Genomic DNA, 20,781 nt, shown 5'->3' with positions numbered 1-20,781 from the left:
GCCCGGCCGTCAGACGATGTTGAGCAGCAGGTGCCCGCTCGAGACGGTCGTGCCGACCTGGGCGTTGATGCCCTTCACGGTGCCGTCTTTGTGCGCGGTCAGCGGCTGCTCCATCTTCATGGCCTCGAGCACGAGGATCAGGTCGCCCTTGACCACTTGGTCGCCCTCGCCCACAGCGAGCTTCACGACGGTGGCCTGCATGGGCGCGGTGACGGAGTCGCCCGTCGCCGTCGTAACCGAGTGCGATGCCGCCTTGCGCTTGGGCGCGTGCCCGATGGATGCCTTGCCGCCGCCCGCGATGAGCAGCTTCGTCGGCAGGCTCACCTCGACCCGCTTGCCGCCGACCTCGACCACGACGCTGTGCCGCGGCTCGGTCTCGGGCTGTTCAGCGGCCTCGCCGCTCCACGGCTCGAGCTCGTTCACGAACTCGGTCTCGATCCAGCGCGTGTAGATGCTGAACGGATGCCCGTCCGCGGGCGCGAAGGCCGGGTCGCGCACGATCGCGCGGTGGAACGGCAGCACGGTGGGAAGGCCCGCGACCTCGAACTCGCCCAGGGCACGACGAGAGCGCTCGAGCGCCTCTTCGCGGCTGGAGCCTGTGACGATGAGCTTGGCAAGGAGCGAGTCGAATGCGCCGGAGATGACATCGCCGGACTGCACGCCGGAGTCCACGCGCACACCAGGACCGGCGGCTGGCTTGAACACGTGCACGGGGCCGGGGGCGGGCAGAAAGCCGCGTCCCGCATCCTCGCCGTTGATGCGGAACTCGAATGAGTGGCCGCGCGGTTCCGGGTCGTCGTAGTCGAGAACACCGCCTTCGGCGATGCGGAACTGCTCACGCACCAGGTCGATGCCCGTTACCTCTTCCGAGACCGGATGCTCCACCTGCAGTCTGGTGTTCACCTCGAGGAACGAGACGGTGCCGTCCTGCCCGATGAGGAACTCGCACGTGCCCGCGCCGAGGTATCCGACCTCTTTGAGGATCGCCTTGGACGAGGCGTAGAGCTGATCGCGCTGCGCGTCGGTGAGGAAGGGGGCTGGCGCCTCCTCCACCAGCTTCTGGTGGCGGCGCTGCAGTGAGCAGTCGCGCGTTGACACCACGACGACGTTGCCGTGTGCGTCGGCGAGGCACTGGGTTTCGACGTGCCGGGGCTTGTCGAGGTACTTCTCCACGAAGCACTCGCCTCGACCGAAAGCCGCGATCGCCTCGCGAGTTGCGGACTCGAACAGCTCGGCGACCTCGTCGCGCTCGCGAGCCACCTTGAGACCGCGACCGCCGCCGCCGTACGCGGCCTTGATGGCGACCGGCAGCCCGTACTGGTCGACGAACTCGAGCACCTCGTCCGCGTTGGCAACGGGGTTGAGCGTGCCGGGCGCGAGCGGGGCGCCCACCTTCTCCGCGACGTGACGTGCCGAGACCTTGTCGCCCAGGCGTTCGATCGCCTCGGGACCGGGGCCGATCCAGATCAGGCCGGCGTCGATGACGGCACGCGCGAAGTCCGCGTTCTCGGCGAGGAATCCGTAACCGGGGTGCACGGCGTCGGCCCCGGAGCGGCGGCACACCGAGAGCAGCTTCTCGATCGAGAGGTAGGTCTCAGCGCTGGTCGAGCCGTCGAGCGCGTATGCCTCGTCCGCGAGGCGCACGTGCACGGCGTCCCTGTCCTGGTCGGCGTAGACCGCGACAGACGCGATTCCGCTGTCCCTGGCCGCCCTGATGACTCGCACCGCGATCTCGCCGCGGTTGGCAATCAGGACCTTCGAGATGTGGGGCACAGTCTTCAAGCCTATTGGTGCACAGGTGTCGTTTTTTGAATGGCGAGCACAAACCTCGCCCAAAGGCCTTTCGGATGCCTACAACGGCCGCGGCATCCACGCAGTCAGAAGCGCAGGTCCCGCTCAGCCCCAGAGGTCGGTCCATCGGTAGCCGAGCCTCTTCACCAGGGAGCGGAGCGTCGACAGCGAGAGGCCAACGACCGTGCTCGGATCGCCGTCCACCCGCGTGATGAACGGTCCGCCCAGGCTGTCGATCGTGAACGCGCCGGCAACCTTCAAGGGCTCGCCGGTCGCGACGTATGCGTCGATCTCGTGATCGTCGATGTCGTCGGCGAACGTCACGGATGCCTCCGCCACCGCCCCCGCCGAACCCTGCACCCGGCCGCCCGTGTGATCGATGAGCCAGTGGCCCGAGTGCAGCACACCGGTGCGGCCACGCTGAGCGTGCCAGCGCTGGCGCGCTATGGATGCCTCGTGCGGCTTGCCGTAGATCACACCGTCGACCTCGAACGCCGAGTCCCCGCCGAGGATGAGTCCGTCGATGGGCGCGTCATGCACCTCCGCCCCGACCACCGCTTCCGCCTTCGCGCGGGCGAGGAGCTGCACCATGTCGGCCGCGGACAACGGCCCCAGCTCGGCCTCCGCTTCGGCGACCGTCGCCGGCTCGTCCACTCCTGGCGCGATCGTCAACGGCTCGACTCCTGCGGAGCGCAAGAGCGTGAGGCGGGCCGGTGAGGTTGAGGCGAGGTAGAGGCGCATGAGCCAATTGTGCCGGGTGTTCGGGCGAGCCTCAGCACGGCCGGGAACCCACGCAGACCGGTATGCGACGATGATCGGATGCCTCGCCCCGACCGCCGCCGCACGTCCCGTCCACCAGCACGACGAGGAGGGCGCGCGGCCGGCCGTCCTGTTCGTGCGGAGCAGGCATCCGTGCCGCCGGAGCACCAGGCCGAGATCGAGTTGGACGTCACGGGCGTCGCCCACGGCGGCGTGTTCGTCGCCAGGCATGAGGGACGTGTCGTCTTCGTCAGCGACACCATGCCTGGCGAGCGAGTGCTGGCCCGCGTGAGCGATACGCGGCACGAGCGGTTCTGGCGAGCGGAGACGGTGCGAGTCCTGGCGGCTTCCGAGCACAGGAGGCCGCACGTCTGGCAGGCGTGCGACGTCGAACGCGACCCGGCAGAGCGCGCGGGCGGCGCCGAGTTCGGGCACATCGAGCTGAGCCACCAGCGCGAGCTCAAGCATCGCGTGATCGCCGATGCGTTCGCCCGTATGGCGGGCATCGACGACGCGCCCGTCGTAGAGGCGCTGCCCGGCGACGACGAGCGCAACGGTACGCGCTGGCGCACCCGGGTGAGGTTGCAGGTGGACGAACACGGCAACGTCGGCCCATACGCAGCACGGTCGCACCGCGTCGTGCCCGTCGACGAGCTACCGCTGGCGATCGAGGCGGTCGAGCGCGCCGCACCACTGGGCACGCTGCAGACGAGCGGCGGCACGATCGACGTGGCGGTGACGAGCGAGGGCTTCACCACGGTGACGAAGCGGGATGCCGCGGGCGGCATGGGCAGGCATCCTCAGCTTGTGCACGAACGCGTAGGCGACAGGCGATTCGCCCTGGCTTCGACCGGGTTCTGGCAGGTGCATCGCAAGGCCCCGCAGACGCTGACGCGGGCAGTGCAGGATGCCGTCGACGACTCGCTCTTCGATCCGCGCGCGTTCAATCTCGATCTCTACGGCGGTGTGGGGCTGCTGGCCGCGGCCGTCGGGGACCGGTTCGGGCCGACGACGCGCATCACGAGCGTGGAGGCCGACGAAGACACCACGGATCATGCGGCATCCAACCTGGCCGAGTGGCTGGGCGCACAAACCGTCACCGCACGCGTGGAGGACTACCTCCGCGAGCTCACGGCGAAGTCGTCGGCGGGCGAGCGCGCCCGGCTCCGCAACGCCACGGTCGTGCTCGACCCGCCGCGCAGCGGCGCGGGCCGTGACGTCGTCGACTTGCTGACGGCGTTCGCGCCGGCGCAGTTGGTCTATGTCGCGTGCGATCCCGTCGCACTGGCCCGCGACCTGAGCTGGCTCACCGAGCGCGGCTACGAGCTTCGCGGCTCCCGTGCGTTCGACCTGTTCGCGAACACGCACCACGTCGAGGTCGTCGCGTCGCTCGTGCGCTCGGAGTGAGACGACACAGCGAGAAAACCTAGACGAGAGTCGTGGAATGGGTGCTCCACGCCGCTAGCATGAGTGCCATGGTGCGCGTGGGGATCGTCGACGACCACGAGTCCGTGCGTCTGGGCCTGCAGGCTGCTTGCCGCGACGCCGGGTACGACGTGGTCGCCACAGGCCCGACGGTCACGGTGGTGCTCGAAGCCCTGCCCGACGACGGGTGCGACGTGATCGTGCTCGACCTGTCGCTCGGCGACGGGTCCAGCATCACCGAGAACGTGAAGCGGGTGCAGGCCACCGGCGCGGGTGTGCTGGTGCACAGCATCGCCGATCAGGTGGCCGGTGTGCGGGAGGCGCTGGCGGCTGGGGCCGCAGGTGTCATCCCGAAGTCCGCTCCAACGACGACGGTGATCGCCGCGATCAAATCGGTCGCCGCCGGTGAGGTGCTGAACAATCTCGAGTGGGCGAGCGCCATCGACGCCGACAGCGAGTTCGCGAAGGCTCAGCTTGGCAGACGCGAGCGCGACGTGCTCCACCTCTACGCCTCCGGGCTGCCCCTGAAGGCCGTGGCCGAGCAGCTCGGTATCGCACACTCGACGGCGCGAGAGCACCTCGATCGCGTGCGCACGAAGTACGTCGAGGTAGGGCGCCCAGCACCCACGAAGGTCGACCTGCTGCGCCGTGCAGTGGAAGACGGCATCCTGCCGGGGCTCGCCCCCGACGCCCCCGGAGGGTCCGGGGGAGCGGATGCCTCTCGCTGACGTTGCGGCAGCCCCCGTTCCATCGGCGGCGAACGCCAACCCGCTGAGCAGGGCCCGCATCGAGCGCCTGGCCGCGCGGGCAATAGCCGGTTTCAGCTGGGTCTTCGGGCTGCAGGTCATCCCCGTCGTCATAATGCAGGCCAGGCACGTGCATCCGGCATACACGGTGGCCGTCGCCGTCGTGCTCTTCGCTTCACTCGCGTGGCTCGGCGTCGCGGCCCTCGTCGGCCGCACGGTGCGTGCCGCGGCCATCACCTTCTGCATCGGCTACCTGCTCGGGCTGGCCCTGTGGGAGCAGGGCATGGCGGATGCCGCACACTTCGAGGGCGCGCGCCCGTGGCTCTGGTACCTGCTCACCGTCTCGACCGCGTGCGCTGCCCTGGCCATGCCGTTCGTTCTCGCCGCCGTCTACACGATCGTGGCGCCGCTGCTGTACGCGGTCGTGCTCGCGGTGACCGCAGGACCCAGCGCGGTCGAGACGTCGGTGCTCGACGGACTGTACGCCGCGATCTTCGCGTCGATCCTGCTGGCGATCATGACCATGCTGCGTCAGGCTGCGAGCCAGGTGGACGCCCGACAGGCCGCCGCCCTGGAGCGGTACGAGGTGGCAGTGCGCGCTCACGCCCTTGAGGCGGAGCGCGTCGAGGTGGATGCCATCGTGCACGACAGCGTGCTCACCACCCTGATCTCCGCCGCGAGCGCACGAACGCCGGAGGCGATGGCCATCTCGGCCTCGATGGCGAAGGATGCCCTCGGTCACCTCGACACGTCCGCCCAGTTCGCCGCCCCCGACCACCCGAACGAGCTGACGGCGACGAGCAGCTTGCGCGACCGCATCGTCTCGGCTGCCCGGTCGTTCACGGTTCCGTTCTCGATCGTCCCGCGCGGGTCGGGGGACGCAATGATCCCGGCCCATGTAGCGGAGGCGCTGTATTCGGCCACCATGCAGGCGATGGTGAACAGCGCGCAACACGCCGGAGGCCTCCTCGTCCGGCGCAGCGTGCAGGTCGAGGCCACGACGGAGGGCGGCGTGCTCGTCGTCATCTCGGACGACGGCAAGGGGTTCGACATGCGGTCGATAGCTCCCGAGCGGCTCGGACTGGAGGTCTCGATCAAGGAGCGCGTCGCGCTCGCGGGGGGAGAGGCATCCATCGACTCCACGCCAGGGGATGGTACGACGGTGCGGCTGGAATGGCATCCGGCTGCCGAAGAGGAGGCGAGCGAGTGATAGCCGTTTCACGCGGCCTGCTGGTCACGCTCGCCGCCCTGTTCTCTGCGTACCACGTCGTGCTCGGCGTGGCGTCCATGGCCGAGTACCGGCATCCGGCGCCCGTGATCGTCGCCATCTGCCTCTATGCGGTGGCGACCGCGCTGTCGCTGCTCAACGCCGGCCGCATGGTGCTGCCCGCTTGGATCGCCGCATTCGACCTCGCGGTGTGCGTGGCCGTGCCCGTGCTCGTGGCCGGTCAACTCGACCTCACCCGCGAGAACGGCTACGCCACCTGGTACGTGGCGGCCATCGGCACATTGTTGACCATCGTCATGGTGCGAAGGCGCAACGTGTTCGCGTGGATCGGCATCGCGTTTCTCGTGGTCCACACGCTCGTGGTCGCGGGCGTGGTCGCCCTCGGAGCCCTTGGCGTGGTCGGCAGCGTGGTGTGGGTGGCCGCGGCCGCGGTCGTCACGCGTGCCCTCGGCGCCATGACCCGGGATGCCTCGCGCTTTGCCCGCGCGGAGCGTCAGGTCGTGGAGTGGCATGCCGAACAGGAGGCGCACGTCGTGGAGCGCCAGCGGCGGCTCGAGGAGACGTACCGGAGGGCGGCGCCCATGCTCACGCGCATCGCCGACAGCGGCGGCGTTCTGACGGAAGAGGAGCGGGCCGAGTGCCTGCTGCTAGAGGCGGGGATGCGCGACGAGATCCGCGGGCGCGCTCTGCTCGACGACGTCGTGCGCGACCAGGTGCTCGCCGCCCGGCGCCGCGGTGCGACGGTCGTACTGCTGGACGATGGCGGTCTTGACGGCCTCGACGAACCGAATCGCGACCGCATCCACGCCCGCCTGGCCGAAGCGCTGCACGACTCGCGCGCGGACAAGCTCGTCGTGCGAACGGTCGAGAGCGCTTCTCCGGTCGCCGTGACCGTCGTGGGGCTGCGGTCGGGGGACGGCTCGGTCGGCCCAAGGGATGCCGTCGACACCGCGGCCGCGGAGTCCGAGGGTGCCGACGACGAGGTGGAGCTCTGGCTGGAGATCCCGCGAGCGGCTGAAGCCCGTTCGACGGTGTAGGCGCTGACCGGGCTCAGCTCGCCTGCTCCACCCCGAAATGCGTCAAGGGAACGGCCCGGAGATGCATCAAGGGGCGCCGGTCTTGGACCGGCGCCCCTTGGAAGCCCCGAGTCGGGGCGATAACCCGAATATCGCCCCGACTCGCCCCCAAAACACTCGCCCGCTTACCCTAGTCGGCGAATGAATGGCGGTGAATCTCAGAAGAGAGACACCTAGCAACATCAATAATGGTCGGGATCACGCAAGAGCGAAAGTCGTCATTTAGGGGGACATCCGGGGGACAATTTCCCCGCACCCGCGCGATCACGCGGTTTCCGCCCCGGATTTCGGGGTACAAACGCGCTCAACGGCTCCCATTCCAGCTTCTCCACGCGCCGGGTCCGCGCACGAGTGGCGTGCGCAGGTGTCGCTGGCTGCGCTGCCATGCCGAGGGGCCGGCATCCGTCGCGGGACCACGTTGTGCGGCCTGTTCACGCAGTGCCGCCGTCAGCACTGCGGTGACCGCAGCTATGTCTTCCTCCGAAAGCCCCTTGGTATGGAACTCGATCTGCGAGGCGTCCACCTCGGGCACCGGCCTGTGCTTCGCCATGGATGCCTCCCCTCAGTGCCCGCTCGCGCGCTCGGCGAGCGTGGTGTGCGGTGCGATCACAGCGGGATGTTCCCGTGCTTCTTGGGCGGCTGCGTTGCCCGCTTGGAGCGGAGCGCGCGAAGGGACTTGATCACAGACACGCGCGTTGCTGCCGGCTCGATGACGCCGTCGAGTTCTCCGCGTTCGGCCGCCAGGAACGGCGAGGCGACGTTGTACAGGTATTCGTTGGCGAGCTTGGTGCGCACGGCGGCGACATCCTCGCCGGATTCCTCCGCACGCTTGATCTCGCTGCGATAGAGGATGTTCACCGCACCTTGCCCGCCCATCACCGCGATCTCCGCGGTCGGCCAGGCCAGGTTGATGTCGGCGCCTAGCTGCTTCGACCCCATCACGATGTAAGCGCCGCCGTAGGCCTTGCGCGTGATGACCGTCACGAGTGGCACCGTGGCCTCCGCGTATGCGTAGAGGAGCTTCGCACCGCGGCGGATGACGCCGGTCCACTCCTGATCGGTGCCTGGCAGGTATCCGGGCACATCGACGAGCGTGAGGATCGGGATCGAGAACGCGTCGCAGAAGCGCACGAATCGAGCGGCCTTCTCGCCGGCATCGATGTTGAGCGTTCCCGCCATGGCGTTCGGCTGGTTGGCGATGATGCCCACCGAGTGCCCCTCGACGCGAGCGAAGCCGATCACGATGTTGGGCGCGAACAGGGGCTGGATCTCGAGGAACTCGCCGTCGTCGACGATGTGCTCGATGATCGTGGTCACGTCGTACGGCTGGTTCGGGGAGTCGGGGATGACCTCGTTGAGCCGGCGGTCGGCATCCGTGATCTCCAGCTCAGGCTCGGCCTCGTAGACCGGCGGGTCGGTGAGGTTGTTGTCAGGCAGGAAGCTGATGAGCGCCCGCCCGAACTCGAGGGCATCCTGTTCGTCCGATGCCAGGTAGTGGCTGACGCCCGAGATCTTGTTGTGCGTGAGCGCGCCGCCGAGTTCTTCGAACCCGACGTCTTCGCCGGTCACGGTCTTGATCACGTCGGGGCCGGTGACGAACATGTGGCTCGACTTGTCGACCATGATGACGAAGTCGGTGAGTGCGGGGGAGTAGACGGCGCCACCGGCGGCCGGTCCCATGACGATCGAGATCTGCGGGATGACACCGGATGCCTGCGTGTTGCGCCGGAAGATCTCACCGTATTTGCCGAGCGCGACAACACCCTCTTGGATGCGAGCCCCGCCCGAGTCGAGGATGCCGATCATCGGCACCCCAGTCTTTAGGGCGTGGTCCATGACCTTGATGATCTTTTCGCCCGCAACCTCGCCGAGCGATCCGCCGAAGATGGTGAAGTCCTGGCTGAACACCGCGACATTGCGCCCGTGGATGGTGCCGATGCCCGTCACCACCGAGTCGCCGTACGGGCGCTTGTTCTCCATGCCGAACGCGTGCGTACGGTGACGCACGAACTCGTCGAATTCGACGAACGAGCCGGGGTCGAGCAGTAGATCGATGCGTTCCCGAGCCGTCAGCTTGCCCTTGGCGTGCTGCTTCTCGACGGCCGCTTGCCCGCTCGCCGTTACCGCCTCGTGATAGCGGACCTTTAGATCGGCGATCCGGCCGGCGGTCGTCGTGTCGAGAGGGGCGTCGGTCTGCGCCTCGGCGGCACCGGTGGCGTCGGGGGTGGAGATGTCGGTCACCCGTTCACTTTACAAGCAGGCCTTCGGCCGCCTTCGTTGACGGAAGGGCACAAAAAACGACCCCGGGCGCTAGTTCGCTGAACTGGAGCGGGCTCAGGCCGAGGGCCCAGTGGGGATATCGGCCAAGCCTCCCTGGTCAGTCACGAAATATGATGGTTGCTTGCCCCCGTTCAGCTGCAATAGTCGATCCCATGTCGATACGGGCCGCTTCTGGCCGGAGGTGATCAGGTAGATCGTGGGGCTCGAAGACTCCATTGCGAACACTTGGGTCAAGGGGGTCGTATCGGCGGGCTTCAGGTTCGCGCACGTGTTTGACGTCAGGACGGTGGCGGGAATGCCAGTGACACTAGAAGACGTCAAAGGTTGAAGAGTTCCGTTGACTCCGAAGTAGGTGTTCGTGGCGCACGTCACGACCCGCGTCAGCGATCCAGTGGCTATCGGATAGTCGTTCAACAGGACATCGTCGACGTAGGTCCATTGCGGGAGGCCAATCTGGCTGACGGTCGCTAACGATGTGACGAGACGGCGAACGTTCCCGTCTATCAGATACACGTTAGGGTCCGCCACTGTTCGCACCACTTGCCCCGACTGAAATGCGAGAGCGGTAGGCGGAATCGAGGAAACGGTTCCATCGTTTAACGGGACAATTGTGGGAACCTTGCCACCGTTCTGCTGAAGCAGTGCATCCCACGTTGGCAAGTATGTTCGGTGACCCGCCGACACAAAGAAGACGCTCACCCCGCTGGTCGACTTGATGAAAAGAGTGCCGCTGATACTCCCATTTCCTGGAAGTAGAGAACAGGTTAGAGGGTCGAGGCCAATGGGCGTCAATCCGCCCGCACCGTTCGACGCGTTCCAGGTGTAGAGGCTTCCCTGCGACACGAGGTACTGCTGAGACGAACATTGTGGCGCGATAGTGATGCTTGTGCTTACCAGGGTGTAAGACCCAAGAAGCGTCTGTGGAATCACGCGATAGCTATTCGCGCCGTATTCGGCAGCAACCGAAAATGAAGACACATAGTAAGCCCTCGAAAGACCATCGATCATATAGATGTTGGCTGAGGAATCACTTTTGACCAGAGAAAGGGGTGCTACAACGGCATGGCTTGCCAAAAGGTGGCTGGCCGCATCCGACCCCATGGTTGCAACGAATGGCGGCGTTCCACCGTTCATCGCAATCGCGTCACGCCATTCGTAAACGGGGTAGCTGTTTCCGCCACTGATGTAACTCACCACAGAGGAGCCAGAAAGAAGGTAAAACGGAGTCATGTCCGCGCCGGCAGTGAGTAGCGCATATTGGAGCGGCGTGAGGTTTGTAGGGCTGTTGCACGAGTAACCAAAAGCGGCTACCAATTCGCAGCTCGGGAAATGGTGTCGAACGCCCCCTTGCATCAGGGATATGTCCCCACTGCTCGAATCTCGCACCAGAAGCGAGGCGGGATTTGGCGAGGTGGGGATGGCGTCTAGGGTCGCTTGGCTGACCAAGCGCACGGGTTGGAGAGGCGCGAGGTTGTTCACGATGTCCATCGAGGGGACGAAGTACTTTTGGCTGCCGGCGAGCAGGTAGAGGTTGGGATTTGATGAGGTCCGTACGAAGTACCCACCTTGCGCCCCTGGAGCGCTAAAGGAAATGAGGTCGTTGAGATTGCCATTGAATACGTCCTGGTCCCCTGGGAACACGCCTGAATCGGCGTATTGCCAGAGGGACCACGACGACCAGCCGGCCGGTAGCGTCCCGGCGCCGGAGGAGATATCGCTTGGCCAACGGGCTATGAAGAGGGGATTGGAGCTGAAAACTCCGGTATTCCCGGTGCAACGATTCCACCAGTCGGTGGTCGTGTAAATAGCGGGCGCACGTCCGGTGCGAGCGATCACAGTCGACGAGAAGTCGGCGATCCAGGACACCATTGCCGCCTGGCCCAGTCCCCAACACGCGTCAGAATTCGGTGCATAGTCGTATTCGAGGTCGATAAGGGGTGGCAGAGTTCTTCCATCCGCACTCCAGGATCCTCCGTGGCTCACGAAAAAATTCGCTTGGGCTGCTCCGGAGGAAGTATTTGGGGTAGCGAAATGGTATGCGCCACGAATCATGCCGACGGCGTATGAGTCATTGTATTGTTCGGTGAACTGGCTGCTGGCGTAATCCGTACTTTCGGTTGCCTTGATGTACGCAAATCGAGCGCCGTTAGCCCAAGCGCGCTGCCAGTCCGAAATGTTCAAGACTTGGTAAGCACTCACGTCGAACCCGAGCGCGCCTGAGGATGGTTGCGACGCGGAGGCCACGTATGCTGCAGGAGCGATTTTGAGTTGAGCATGATAGTCGATCGGTGTTGTAACGCCCGGCGTCTCGCTTTCGGGGGCAAGGAGCCTCTCACCGCTCTCCGTGATCGTGGATCCCATGGTGTGATCACCCGCGATATTCATCTGGGCAAGTGGCGGATTCCCACTCTGATCATCCGCCCCCTGTCGTGCGCCGTTTTTCGTCGAACCTTCCTGACTCTCCATAGAACGGTCGGTGGCAGCGCCGGCTGAGATCGTTGTTCGAGCCGTGGCTGCCGTGGCTGCGGCGTCAAAAGGGGCGGAGCTGAGGGCGCAGGCAGCAAGGGACAAGGCCATAGCTGACGTCCAGAGTTTCATTCGCATCTGGTTCTTCCCCCTAGACCATGACCAACTGGTCAAGAATATGCGTCCATCTCGTCGTATCGTGGAGACACACAGTGGCGAGGACCAGGTTTGCGATTACCTAACACATCGGCGACAGTCCCGAGGTTGTACATTCTTCCGGAGACCGGGTCGACCAACGATCACCTTTCCGGTCTAGTTGACGGTATGGGCCCGCAAATTCTTCCGGAGTTCACCGTCGTTGCCACCGATTCCCAGACTGCTGGGCGGGGTAGGCTCGGTCGCTCTTGGGCCGCACCGTCGGGAACGATGCTCGCAGCTTCGGTGCTGTTGTACCCACACGCGGCAGGTATCGCGCCTTTTTCGAGGCTTGGTTGGCTGCCCCTCATTGCCGGCTTAGCTATGACCCGTTCCTTGGCGTCGATGGGCGCAACAACCGAGCTGAAATGGCCGAACGACGTTCTCATCAACGAGAAGAAGGTGTGCGGCATCCTCGCGGAGGTGGTCGGGGCCGAAGCGGTGGTGATCGGCTCCGGTGTGAACCTGGCCATGTCTGAAGACCAACTGCCTGTGCCGACGGCAACATCGATGTCGATCGTCGGTGCAGGGACGGACCCCGACTGGATCCTCGCCACTTATTTGCGTGAGTTCCGCACGCTCTACACGAGCTTTGCCGCCTGCAGAGGTGACGCTGACGCATCGGGCATACAAATGGCAGTGGCCGACGCGTGCTCCACGATCGGGCGGATCGTGCGCGTGCAGCTTCCCGGGGCGAAAGACCTCGTCGGCCTAGCGACGGGGCTCGACGAAAGCGGGCGCCTTGTAGTCGAATCGGATGGGCGGCGCACGGCAGTCTCAGCGGGAGATGTCACCCACCTGCGCTATTAATGGGCGTATGGCGCTCACTGACGGGTACGGAGTGCCGCCCGCGGAGCGTGTGGTGGCACGCCTGCGCCAGCATGCCCGTCAGCTGTTCTGGCCCTCGGTTGCCCTGATTGCCATCTGCGGAGCGGCGTCGTACTTCGGCTCGGCGTATGGCGGTTGGATCAGCCTCGCAATCTGGATTGCGGCGTTGCTTCTCGCCATATTCCTGTTCCTCCTCCCGCTCGGCTCCTGGCTCACGACTCGCTACACCGTAACTACTCGCCGACTTATCATTCGGCGGGGTCTCTTCGTCCGTGAACGCCGAGAGCTGTTGCACAGCCGTGGCTACACCATCACCCTGCGCACATCGTGGCTGCAGGGCATGTTCCGGAGCGGGACCATCGTGATCGGAGCGATGGATGAGAAGACCGTCGCGCGGTTACGGGATGTACCTCGCGCGGAAGTCGTCACGGAGGCGTTGCATGACCTCATGGAGAACAGCCAGCGGCTCTACCCATCGGGTTGGAATACGGGGTCCGTCCTGACAGAACAGGGAAACCGGCCACTCTGAGCGGGGTGCCGCGGTGGTCAGTCCGTGGAAGCGCTGTCGATCCGGCCCGCAATTAGGCGCCCAGAGTGATCGGTCTGTCCGGTGCTTTCACCAGTGTCGTTGTGCCTGCGGCTGTCTTTGCTGGGCCGCGCCGCTCGACGCGGGGAATAGACCCAAAACTTGTACAGCACGTAGCGCACGCCGGTGCCGAGCACGAGCCCGACTACGTTGCTCGAAATGTTGTCGGCAAGCAGCGAGTGGAACCCCAGCGCGTACCGGGACACAGCGATGCAGATCAGTGGAACGCACATGCCGATGAGGCTCGCCACGAAGAACTCGAGCCCTTCGCGAGCGGTGTTGCCTTGCCGCTCCGCAGCAAACGCCCAGTACCTGTTCCCTAGCCAATTCACGACGATGGCGACCAGGGTCGCGACGACGGTCGCAAGAAGTGGACCGTGCGGCATCGTCACCGGGTTGAAGATCGTGAGCCACAGCCCGTTGAAGACCGCGAAGTTGACCACAACGCCCACACCGCCGACAGCGCCGAATTTGAGCAGTTGAACGAGTTGAGGGATCCAGCGGGAACGGAGACCGCGCGCGACGCTTGACGACGCTGCGATGTCTTCAGTTCGAGTCATGGTCGACACCCCCTGGACCGATTCTTCTGACCGCCGGTCTGGACTCCGAACGGACGCACGTGAGCGTATCCGTGCCACTTGTGAGCGGCCTAGTACTTGCCCGCTCACTGTGAATACCTGTACAGACTGACCTGCCGGTGAACGGAGAGCTATGTTTCCGGCCACGAGCACCGAGGGCACCGCCGGATAGGCTTTCAGAGTGGCCAAGACAGTCGGCGTGATCGGTGGAGGACAGCTCGCACGGATGATGATTCCGGCGGCACTCGAGTTGGGTGTGGGCATCCGGGTGCTCGCGGAAGCGGAAGGCATGTCCGCAGCTATTGCAGCATCGGCTGTCGGTGACTACCGAGACCTCGAGACGGTGCTCGCGTTCGCGAAGACCGTCGACGTCATTACCTTCGACCACGAGCACGTGCCGCAGTCTGTGCTTCGTGCGTTGGAGGAGACCGGAATGCCGGTGCATCCTGGGCCGGACGCGTTGCAGTACGCACAGGACAAGCTGCTGATGCGTCAGAAGCTGTCCGAGCTCGGGCTTCCCGTGCCGGACTGGGCTGCTGTGGAGAATCCCGAGCAGCTGAATGACTTCCTGAACGGCCATGGCGGCCAGGCCGTGGTGAAGACCGCTCGTGGCGGATATGACGGCAAGGGTGTACGGGTTGTTGCGGCCCCGACTGACGTTGACGACTGGTTCACGGCGCTCGCCGAGGACGGCAATGGCGGTTCCCTGCTCGTCGAAGAACTCGTGGACTTCCGTAGGGAACTCGCGCAACAGGTGGCGCGCCGAGCCTCGGGCGAAATCGTTGCCTGGCCCGTCGTCGAGACGGTGCAGCGTGACGGGATCTGCGCCGAGGTCGTCGCGCCCGCGCGCGGGTCGGCGGGCAACATCGCAGAGCTCAGCGAAGACATCGCCGTCCGCATCGCCGAGGGCCTCGGCGTCACAGGCATGCTCGCGGTTGAGTTGTTCGAGACACGTGATGGCCGCGTACTGGTGAACGAGCTTGCGATGCGCCCGCACAATAGTGGCCACTGGACCATCGACGGTTCCACGACCAGCCAGTTCGAGCAGCACCTGCGCGCTGTGCTTGATCTGCCGCTCGGGGCGACGGGAACGCTCCAGCCCTGGTCCATGATGATCAACGTGCTCGGCGGACCCGAGGAGGCGACCATGCCCGACCGCTATGCGGAGGCCATGCGCGAGCATCCGACGGCGAAGTTCCATAGCTACGACAAAGAGTCGCGTCCTGGCCGCAAGGTCGGGCACGTCACAGTCTGTGGCGACGATATCGACGAGGTCGCGTACCAGGCGCGTGGCGCAGCGGCGTTCTTCCAGGACTGAGACCTAGCCTGGTTTTCATGCCCAGCGTGAACTCCACCGAGCCCCCGCTTGTGTCGATCGTCATGGGGTCCGATTCCGACTGGGCCACCATGCAGGCGGCGGGGGAGGCCCTCGCGCAGTTCGGCGTGCCTTACGAGGCCGAGGTCGTCTCGGCTCATCGCACCCCGGAGAAGATGATCGCGTTCGGAAAGAACGCTGCCTCGCGGGGAATCAAGGTGATCGTCGCGGGAGCAGGTGGTGCGGCCGCGCTGCCGGGAATGTTGGCCTCCGTCACGACCCTGCCCGTCGTCGGAGTGCCCGTTCCGCTCGCGAAACTGGACGGTCTTGACTCTCTGCTGTCGATCGTGCAGATGCCCGCCGGTATCCCGGTCGCCACCGTCGCGATCGGTGGCGCGAAGAATGCCGGCATCCTGGCCGCTCGCATCCTCGCCACGAGCGACGACGCGCTTGCTGCCAGTCTCGCCGACTACGCTGCCAGCCTCATCGACCTCGTCGAACAGAAGAACGCGGACCTTCTCTCATCGCTATGACCATCGCCAACCCGATCCGGTACCCGAATTCCGGCTCCCGCGACGTGATGACGCGCAGGGGCTGGTGGCTCGTCGCGCTCAACTTCCTCATGCCTGGGAGCGCTCAAGTGCTTGCCGGCAACCGCAAGCTCGGACGCTTCGGCCTGATCACCACGTTCATCCTGTGGCTTTCGGCGATCACGGTCTTCATCGTCTACCTCGTCAAGCCCACCGCTGTCGTCGGGTTCTTCACGCAGACGCTCGCGCTCTGGGTGCTGCAGATCCTGCTCGCGCTCTATGCCATTCTCTGGGTCGTGCTGACGCTGGACACCGTGCGTCTGGTGCGACTGGTGAAAGCGCGTCCGTCCGCGCGGGCGGGAATCGCGGCCTTCGCCGTGCTGCTGCTCGTCGTCGTTTCCGGCACTGCCGCGTACGGGGCGGTGCTCGCCGGTACGGCGCGTGGCGCGCTCTCCGGCATCTTCTCCGCGGCGGCGTCCGAGCCGCCGGTCAATGGCCGCTACAACATCATGCTTCTCGGCGGCGACGCAGGACCCGGCCGCGACGGTATGCGGCCGGACAGCATGTCGGTGCTCAGCATCGACGCGAACACCGGGCAGGCCGTCTCGATCGGTGTGCCACGTGATCTGGACCCGGTGCCGTTCAGCGACGGTTCGCCCATGCAGAAGTTGTACCCCGACGGCTATGGCTACAACGACAACTGCGACGTGGATGTCTGCCAGCTCAACTCGATCTACACGGAGGTCGAGCTCTACAAGTCGAAGCTGTACCCGAACGCCACCAAGCAGAACAGTCAGCCTGGAATTGAAGCGATGCGCGACGCTCTGCAGGGCGTGACGGGGCTGAAGATCCAGTACTACGTGCTCATTGACATGGATGGCTTCTCACAGTTGATCGACGCTCTGGGTGGCGTCACGATCGACGTCAAGGAGAAGCTGCCGATCGGCGGGGATGCCCAAGGCAACGGGGTGACGGGCTGGATCTATCCCGGCGTGCAGCATATGAACGGATACACCGCCCAGTGGTACGCACGGTCCCGGGAATCCACGAGTGATTACGACCGCATGGCACGCCAGCGTGAACTTGAGGATGCCATCCTCAAGCAGTTCACGCCGGTTACCGTCGCGACAAAGTTCCAGGACATCGCCAAGGCCGGCCAGCAAGTGGTGAAGACCGACATACCGCAATCGATGCTCGGATACTTCGCTGACCTCGGGATGAAGACCCGGACCCTTCCGGTGCAGAACCTCGAGCTCGTGCCACCGACCGTCGATCCGTCGAACCCGAACTTCGACCAGATCCACTCGATGGTGCAGAAGGCCGTCGCCCCGCCGACGGCGACGCCGAAGCCGTAGGAGTTCTATCTCGAAATCACCCCGCGGTAGGGGCAATCGGCTACCACAGGGTGACGCGGCAGACACTCGAGTGCCGAATGCTGGTCTCATGCCGTCGTCTTGGCGGTAGTCGAGAGGGGACCATCATCGACGCCATCAACGCGTTCATCGCTGCCGCCGTCTCTACGCCCTGGGTACCGATCGTGATCGTGCTGGCCGTGCTCATCGACGCATTCTTCCCGCCGGTGCCCAGCGAATCTGTTGTCATTGGAGCGGCCGCCGCGGCCGTATCTGTGGGACAGCCCAATATCGCGCTGGTCATCGCTTGCGCAGCCATCGGGGCTATTGCCGGCGACAACCTGACTTTCGCCATCGGGCGCACTGTTGGACTTGAACGGTTCGGCTGGATGCGCCGTGCTCGCATGCGCTCCGCCCTCCAGGCAGCGGGTCGCGGCATTGCGAAGCGGCCAGCGCTCTTCCTCATGACGGCTCGCTATGTGCCCGTCGGCCGCGTGGCCGTCAACCTCGTCGCCGGCGCCTCCGGATTCCCTCGACGCAAGTTCTTCCTTCTCTCCGTCGTAGCAGGCATCAGTTGGGCGGTGTATTCGGTTGCGATCGGTTTGCTGGCCGGACACCTGCTTCACGGAAACGCACTGCTCGGTATGCTCGTCGGAATCGTTGGAGGGCTGGCATCAGGGGTGCTGGTCGACCTGTTGATCCGGCTCATCACGCGACGGCCGTCACGGTCTCGTACTGCACAGTCGACCCGCGCAGAGGCTGAGCCTGACCAGCGCGAAGCGGAAAGCATCGGAGCGGAATGACGGATCCGGACGCGAGCGCGGCAGGCGAGGGGGAGCGAACGCCTCTTCTCACCGGCGCCGCTCAGCGCGCGCCTGCCTCGATTGTGCTCTGGACGCTGGTGGTGCTCGGCGCAGCAGCGGTGCTCACGGTCAGCTCATCGCTGTCATCATCCGCATTCGGGGTGCCGGTCGCCATTGCGCTGCTCCTGGCGGGCATTCAGGCCGCGGCGATGGTTCTCGGCCTGCTGAATCCGCCGATCGCCGCGGCGCTGAGTGTGCTCGGAGTTTTCGGCTTCGCGCTCGTTACGCCACCCGGCGGACCATGGCCGGTCATGGTTACCTCGATGATCGCCCACGTCACGGTCGTTCTCCTCGTCACGCGAACCCAGTGGCTCACGGGACTCACGGCCGTGCTCGTCGGCGTGCTCGGTGCGACGATCATCGCCTTCACGAGCCCGGTGCCGGAGCCGGTACAGGGTGCCGCCACGGCCGACCTCATCGTGTTCGCATCGGTCTCCGCAATCGCCTGGCTTGTCGGACTGCTCGTGGGCAGGTGGAACGCCGCACGTGCCCAGCTGCGGCGAGAACGCGCCGTGTCCGCCGCCGAGCTCGCGCGGAGGCAAGAAGCGGAAGAGCGCACCCGGCTGGCGAGGGAGCTGCACGACGTCGTGGCGCACGGGATGAGCGCCATCCAGGTGCAGGCATCCTCGGCCAAGTACCGCTTGCCGTCTCTGCCGGTGGACGTCGTAGAGGAGTTCGACAGCATCGCCTCGCTTGCCCGCGAATCGATGGGCGAGATGCGTGCTCTTCTCAGGGTGCTGCGCAACGAGGACGCGCCGGGGGAGGTGGTACCGCAACCGACGGCATCGGATGTTCCGCAACTGATCCGCTCTGCATCCCGCGCCGGCTCACGAGTCGAATTGAGCAACGGTCTTTCTCAAGAGGTCGTGTTCGCCCTGGATCCTGTGGTGTCGCTGACCGTCTACCGCGTTGTTCAGGAGGCGCTGAGCAACGTCGCCAGACACGCAACAGGGGCCGACACTCTCGTGACACTCGAGCACACCGGCAGGAACCTCAACGTGGAGGTGCGAAACTCCGCACCAGCCGTCCGCGCGGCCGCAGCAGGCGCAACGGATGCCGGCGGGCAGGGCATCCGCGGGATGCGCGAGCGGGTCGAGCTGCACGGTGGCACTCTGCAGGCACTACCCACGGATGACGGCGGCTTCGTGGTTCGTGCCGCCATCCCGCTTCGCCAGAGAGAGGATGCAGCGTGACCGTCACGGTGCTTGTCGTCGATGATCAGGCGATGGTTCGTGCCGGATTCTCGGCGATCTTGGACGCGCAAGACGGCATTCGAGTCATCGGGCAGGGCGCTGACGGTGCCGAGGCGATTGCGTTGGCGAGGAGTCTGCGACCGGACGTGGTGCTCATGGATGTGCGCATGCCGAACGTGAACGGAATTGAGGCGACGAGGGAGCTCGTGAACCCGAGCCGGGGCGAGCCGTATGTGCCCCGCGTGCTCGTGCTCACCACATTCGACGCCGACGACTACGTGTACGACGCGCTCGCCGCAGGGGCGAGCGGCTTTCTGCTCAAGGACGCCCTGCCCGACGAACTCGTGCAGGCCGTGCGTGTGGTGGCAGCAGGTGATGCGCTCCTCGCGCCCAGCGTGACCAGGCGGCTGCTCGAGCGGTTCGCCTCACAGCGCCCACCGGCTCCGCGTCGAGTGCAAGAGCTTGTCGGCTTAACCGAGCGGGAGCGGGAGATCCTCGTACTCGTCGGTCGCGGGCGTTCGAATTCGGAGATCGCGAAGGACCTGTTCATAGGGGAGCAGACGGTCAAGACGCACGTCAGCCGCGTTTTCACGAAGCTAGGCGTGCGTGACCGCGTGCAGGCGGTCATCCTCGCCTACGACGCGGGACTGGTCGAACCCGCAACCTGAGTCGCCGCCCGCGAACCGGGTAAGCGCCCGGATCGCAGGCGGCGTCGTTGGACCGGTCTGCGTGGTCGTCGGGCCGCGAGCGGGTCAGCCGGCCGTCACCGACAGCCGAGGGATCAACTCGTCGAGCACCTCGACCGTGTGGTCGGGCCCGCGCACCGCCAGCGTGGGAACTCCGAGTGCGAGCACGGGGTAGTCGTTGCCATCCGGGTCGAGGCGGTCGCCGATGAAGAGCATGTCGGTGAGCCGGATCCCCGTCAGTTCAGAAAGCCTGCCCATGCCGTATGCCTTGTCGATGCCCTGCCGGGTGATGTCCACCGAGGTCGACCCGCCCGAGCGCACTTCGAGGTCTGGCAGCAGCTCTTGCACTGCGGCGCGCAACGAGTTCTTCTTCTCGCCCGTGGGATCCCATGCTGTCTTCACCCCGACGGGCGCTGACTGACCCAATGCGGAGAACGTGATCTGAGAACCCCGATCCTCCAGAATGGGCCCCCAGGTCTTCTCCTCCCAATACCCCAACCGCCGAGCTTGTGACTCGACAGCGGCCAGGGCTCGGGACTTCTCGTCGGCGCTCAGATCTTGCGAGTAGACCTTGGTCCACGTCTCTTCGACGAAGCGGTAATACTGGGTGCCGCAGGTGGGCATGAGGTGCAGACGCCCGAGTGCCGCCGGGGAGGCATCCTTCAGCTTCTCCACGACCTGCTTCGAGAACTGCCCGAACTGTCCGCCCGAGATGATGCACACCGGCACCGCGTCGAGCAGAGCGATAAGGCGTTCGGCCATGGCGGGCTGCAGCGGCGATTTCGATGCCGCAAGCGTGTCGTCGAGGTCGAAGGCGACGAGGCGGGGCTGGTAGGTGATGGAGGGCATGGTCCTGAACGGTCGAGCACTTCACGTGCGGCTGG

19 protein-coding genes are annotated in these 20,781 nt (G+C 65.5%); 12 read left to right on the top strand and 7 right to left on the bottom strand.

What is annotated here, in order from left to right; all coding sequences use genetic code 11:
- Positions 1-9: 9 nt before the first annotated feature.
- The gene (locus ACO2Q7_RS16525) at positions 10-1,773 is read right to left on the bottom strand and encodes an acetyl/propionyl/methylcrotonyl-CoA carboxylase subunit alpha (RefSeq protein WP_423356806.1); all 1,764 of its coding nucleotides are present in this window, start codon (positions 1,771-1,773) and stop codon (positions 10-12) included.
- A 123-nt stretch (positions 1,774-1,896) separates the two neighbouring features.
- A complete protein-coding gene (locus ACO2Q7_RS16520; RefSeq protein ID WP_423356805.1) occupies positions 1,897-2,532 on the bottom strand; it encodes a Maf family protein in 636 nt (211 codons plus the stop codon).
- Positions 2,533-2,610: 78 nt separating this feature from the next.
- On the opposite strand from ACO2Q7_RS16520, the gene ACO2Q7_RS16515 reads away from it, so the two are divergent.
- From ACO2Q7_RS16515 to ACO2Q7_RS16500, 4 genes are all read left to right on the top strand, one after another.
- On the top strand, positions 2,611-3,957 hold the full coding sequence (locus ACO2Q7_RS16515) for a class I SAM-dependent RNA methyltransferase (protein ID WP_423356804.1): 1,347 nt from the start codon (positions 2,611-2,613) through the stop codon (positions 3,955-3,957).
- A gap of 68 nt (positions 3,958-4,025) precedes the next feature.
- Positions 4,026-4,703, top strand: a complete 678-nt coding sequence (locus ACO2Q7_RS16510) for a response regulator (RefSeq protein ID WP_423356803.1) — start codon at positions 4,026-4,028, stop codon at positions 4,701-4,703.
- Positions 4,690-5,931 carry a sensor histidine kinase gene (locus tag ACO2Q7_RS16505; protein ID WP_423356802.1) on the top strand — a complete coding sequence of 414 codons (1,242 nt, stop codon included), beginning with the start codon at positions 4,690-4,692 and terminating at the stop codon, positions 5,929-5,931. Before ACO2Q7_RS16510 ends, ACO2Q7_RS16505 begins: the two co-directional genes overlap by 14 nt.
- Positions 5,928-6,986, top strand: a complete 1,059-nt coding sequence (locus ACO2Q7_RS16500) for a hypothetical protein (RefSeq protein WP_423356801.1) — start codon at positions 5,928-5,930, stop codon at positions 6,984-6,986. Before ACO2Q7_RS16505 ends, ACO2Q7_RS16500 begins: the two co-directional genes overlap by 4 nt.
- A gap of 343 nt (positions 6,987-7,329) precedes the next feature.
- Here ACO2Q7_RS16500 and ACO2Q7_RS16495 read toward each other — a convergent pair whose 3' ends face one another.
- From ACO2Q7_RS16495 to ACO2Q7_RS16485, 3 genes are all read right to left on the bottom strand, one after another.
- Positions 7,330-7,575 (bottom strand): acyl-CoA carboxylase subunit epsilon, encoded by a 246-nt coding sequence (locus ACO2Q7_RS16495; RefSeq protein ID WP_423356800.1) that lies wholly within the window; start codon positions 7,573-7,575, stop codon positions 7,330-7,332.
- Between the two features lie 56 nt (positions 7,576-7,631).
- The gene (locus ACO2Q7_RS16490) at positions 7,632-9,257 is read right to left on the bottom strand and encodes an acyl-CoA carboxylase subunit beta (RefSeq protein ID WP_423356924.1); all 1,626 of its coding nucleotides are present in this window, start codon (positions 9,255-9,257) and stop codon (positions 7,632-7,634) included.
- A 102-nt stretch (positions 9,258-9,359) separates the two neighbouring features.
- Positions 9,360-11,771, bottom strand: coding sequence for a lysozyme (locus ACO2Q7_RS16485; protein WP_423356799.1), 2,412 nt, complete (start codon positions 11,769-11,771; stop codon positions 9,360-9,362).
- Positions 11,772-12,035: 264 nt separating this feature from the next.
- Between ACO2Q7_RS16485 and ACO2Q7_RS16480 the strand changes: the two genes are divergently transcribed.
- On the top strand, positions 12,036-12,776 hold the full coding sequence (locus ACO2Q7_RS16480; RefSeq protein WP_423356798.1) for a biotin--[acetyl-CoA-carboxylase] ligase: 741 nt from the start codon (positions 12,036-12,038) through the stop codon (positions 12,774-12,776).
- Positions 12,777-12,783: 7 nt separating this feature from the next.
- Positions 12,784-13,323, top strand: coding sequence for a PH domain-containing protein (locus ACO2Q7_RS16475; RefSeq protein ID WP_423356797.1), 540 nt, complete (start codon positions 12,784-12,786; stop codon positions 13,321-13,323).
- Positions 13,324-13,340: 17 nt separating this feature from the next.
- Here ACO2Q7_RS16475 and ACO2Q7_RS16470 read toward each other — a convergent pair whose 3' ends face one another.
- Positions 13,341-13,940, bottom strand: coding sequence for a GtrA family protein (locus ACO2Q7_RS16470; RefSeq protein ID WP_423356796.1), 600 nt, complete (start codon positions 13,938-13,940; stop codon positions 13,341-13,343).
- A gap of 199 nt (positions 13,941-14,139) precedes the next feature.
- Between ACO2Q7_RS16470 and ACO2Q7_RS16465 the strand changes: the two genes are divergently transcribed.
- From ACO2Q7_RS16465 to ACO2Q7_RS16440, 6 genes are all read left to right on the top strand, one after another.
- Complete coding sequence (locus ACO2Q7_RS16465; RefSeq protein ID WP_423356795.1) at positions 14,140-15,276, top strand: 5-(carboxyamino)imidazole ribonucleotide synthase; 1,137 nt, start codon at positions 14,140-14,142, stop codon at positions 15,274-15,276.
- Positions 15,277-15,293: 17 nt separating this feature from the next.
- Complete coding sequence (purE, locus tag ACO2Q7_RS16460) at positions 15,294-15,806, top strand: 5-(carboxyamino)imidazole ribonucleotide mutase (RefSeq protein ID WP_423356794.1); 513 nt, start codon at positions 15,294-15,296, stop codon at positions 15,804-15,806.
- The gene (locus tag ACO2Q7_RS16455) at positions 15,803-17,158 is read left to right on the top strand and encodes an LCP family protein (protein WP_423356793.1); all 1,356 of its coding nucleotides are present in this window, start codon (positions 15,803-15,805) and stop codon (positions 17,156-17,158) included. Before purE ends, ACO2Q7_RS16455 begins: the two co-directional genes overlap by 4 nt.
- Positions 17,159-17,235: 77 nt before the next feature.
- Complete coding sequence (locus ACO2Q7_RS16450; RefSeq protein WP_423356792.1) at positions 17,236-17,958, top strand: DedA family protein; 723 nt, start codon at positions 17,236-17,238, stop codon at positions 17,956-17,958.
- Positions 17,955-19,211 (top strand): sensor histidine kinase, encoded by a 1,257-nt coding sequence (locus tag ACO2Q7_RS16445; RefSeq protein ID WP_423356791.1) that lies wholly within the window; start codon positions 17,955-17,957, stop codon positions 19,209-19,211. Before ACO2Q7_RS16450 ends, ACO2Q7_RS16445 begins: the two co-directional genes overlap by 4 nt.
- On the top strand, positions 19,208-19,879 hold the full coding sequence (locus tag ACO2Q7_RS16440; protein ID WP_423356790.1) for a response regulator: 672 nt from the start codon (positions 19,208-19,210) through the stop codon (positions 19,877-19,879). The genes ACO2Q7_RS16445 and ACO2Q7_RS16440 overlap by 4 nt, the downstream gene beginning before the upstream one ends.
- Positions 19,880-19,963: 84 nt before the next feature.
- On the opposite strand, the gene ACO2Q7_RS16435 is transcribed toward ACO2Q7_RS16440, so the two are convergent.
- Positions 19,964-20,746 carry an HAD-IIB family hydrolase gene (locus ACO2Q7_RS16435; protein ID WP_423356789.1) on the bottom strand — a complete coding sequence of 261 codons (783 nt, stop codon included), beginning with the start codon at positions 20,744-20,746 and terminating at the stop codon, positions 19,964-19,966.
- Positions 20,747-20,781 lie beyond the last annotated feature (35 nt).

Source organism: Rathayibacter sp. KR2-224, from assembly GCF_049446075.1.
Classification (GTDB): Bacteria; Actinomycetota; Actinomycetes; order Actinomycetales; family Microbacteriaceae; genus Humibacter.
The sequence above is the reverse complement of the archived record's forward strand: the minus strand, read 5'-3'. Positions and strand labels throughout refer to the sequence as shown.

What these genes read in the sequence shown, in the direction of transcription:
- ACO2Q7_RS16520 (WP_423356805.1), bottom strand. Translation starts at nt 2,532, where the DNA reads ATGCGCCTCTACCTCGCCTCAACCTCACCGGCCCGCCTCACGCTCTTG.
- ACO2Q7_RS16515 (WP_423356804.1), top strand. Translation starts at nt 2,611, where the DNA reads ATGCCTCGCCCCGACCGCCGCCGCACGTCCCGTCCACCAGCACGACGA.
- ACO2Q7_RS16510 (WP_423356803.1), top strand. Translation starts at nt 4,026, where the DNA reads ATGGTGCGCGTGGGGATCGTCGACGACCACGAGTCCGTGCGTCTGGGC.
- ACO2Q7_RS16505 (WP_423356802.1), top strand. Translation starts at nt 4,690, where the DNA reads ATGCCTCTCGCTGACGTTGCGGCAGCCCCCGTTCCATCGGCGGCGAAC.
- ACO2Q7_RS16495 (WP_423356800.1), bottom strand. Translation starts at nt 7,575, where the DNA reads ATGGCGAAGCACAGGCCGGTGCCCGAGGTGGACGCCTCGCAGATCGAG.
- ACO2Q7_RS16485 (WP_423356799.1), bottom strand. Translation starts at nt 11,771, where the DNA reads ATGGAGAGTCAGGAAGGTTCGACGAAAAACGGCGCACGACAGGGGGCG.
- ACO2Q7_RS16475 (WP_423356797.1), top strand. Translation starts at nt 12,784, where the DNA reads ATGGCGCTCACTGACGGGTACGGAGTGCCGCCCGCGGAGCGTGTGGTG.
- ACO2Q7_RS16470 (WP_423356796.1), bottom strand. Translation starts at nt 13,940, where the DNA reads ATGACTCGAACTGAAGACATCGCAGCGTCGTCAAGCGTCGCGCGCGGT.
- purE (WP_423356794.1), top strand. Translation starts at nt 15,294, where the DNA reads ATGCCCAGCGTGAACTCCACCGAGCCCCCGCTTGTGTCGATCGTCATG.
- ACO2Q7_RS16455 (WP_423356793.1), top strand. Translation starts at nt 15,803, where the DNA reads ATGACCATCGCCAACCCGATCCGGTACCCGAATTCCGGCTCCCGCGAC.
- ACO2Q7_RS16450 (WP_423356792.1), top strand. Translation starts at nt 17,236, where the DNA reads ATGCTGGTCTCATGCCGTCGTCTTGGCGGTAGTCGAGAGGGGACCATC.
- ACO2Q7_RS16445 (WP_423356791.1), top strand. Translation starts at nt 17,955, where the DNA reads ATGACGGATCCGGACGCGAGCGCGGCAGGCGAGGGGGAGCGAACGCCT.
- ACO2Q7_RS16435 (WP_423356789.1), bottom strand. Translation starts at nt 20,746, where the DNA reads ATGCCCTCCATCACCTACCAGCCCCGCCTCGTCGCCTTCGACCTCGAC.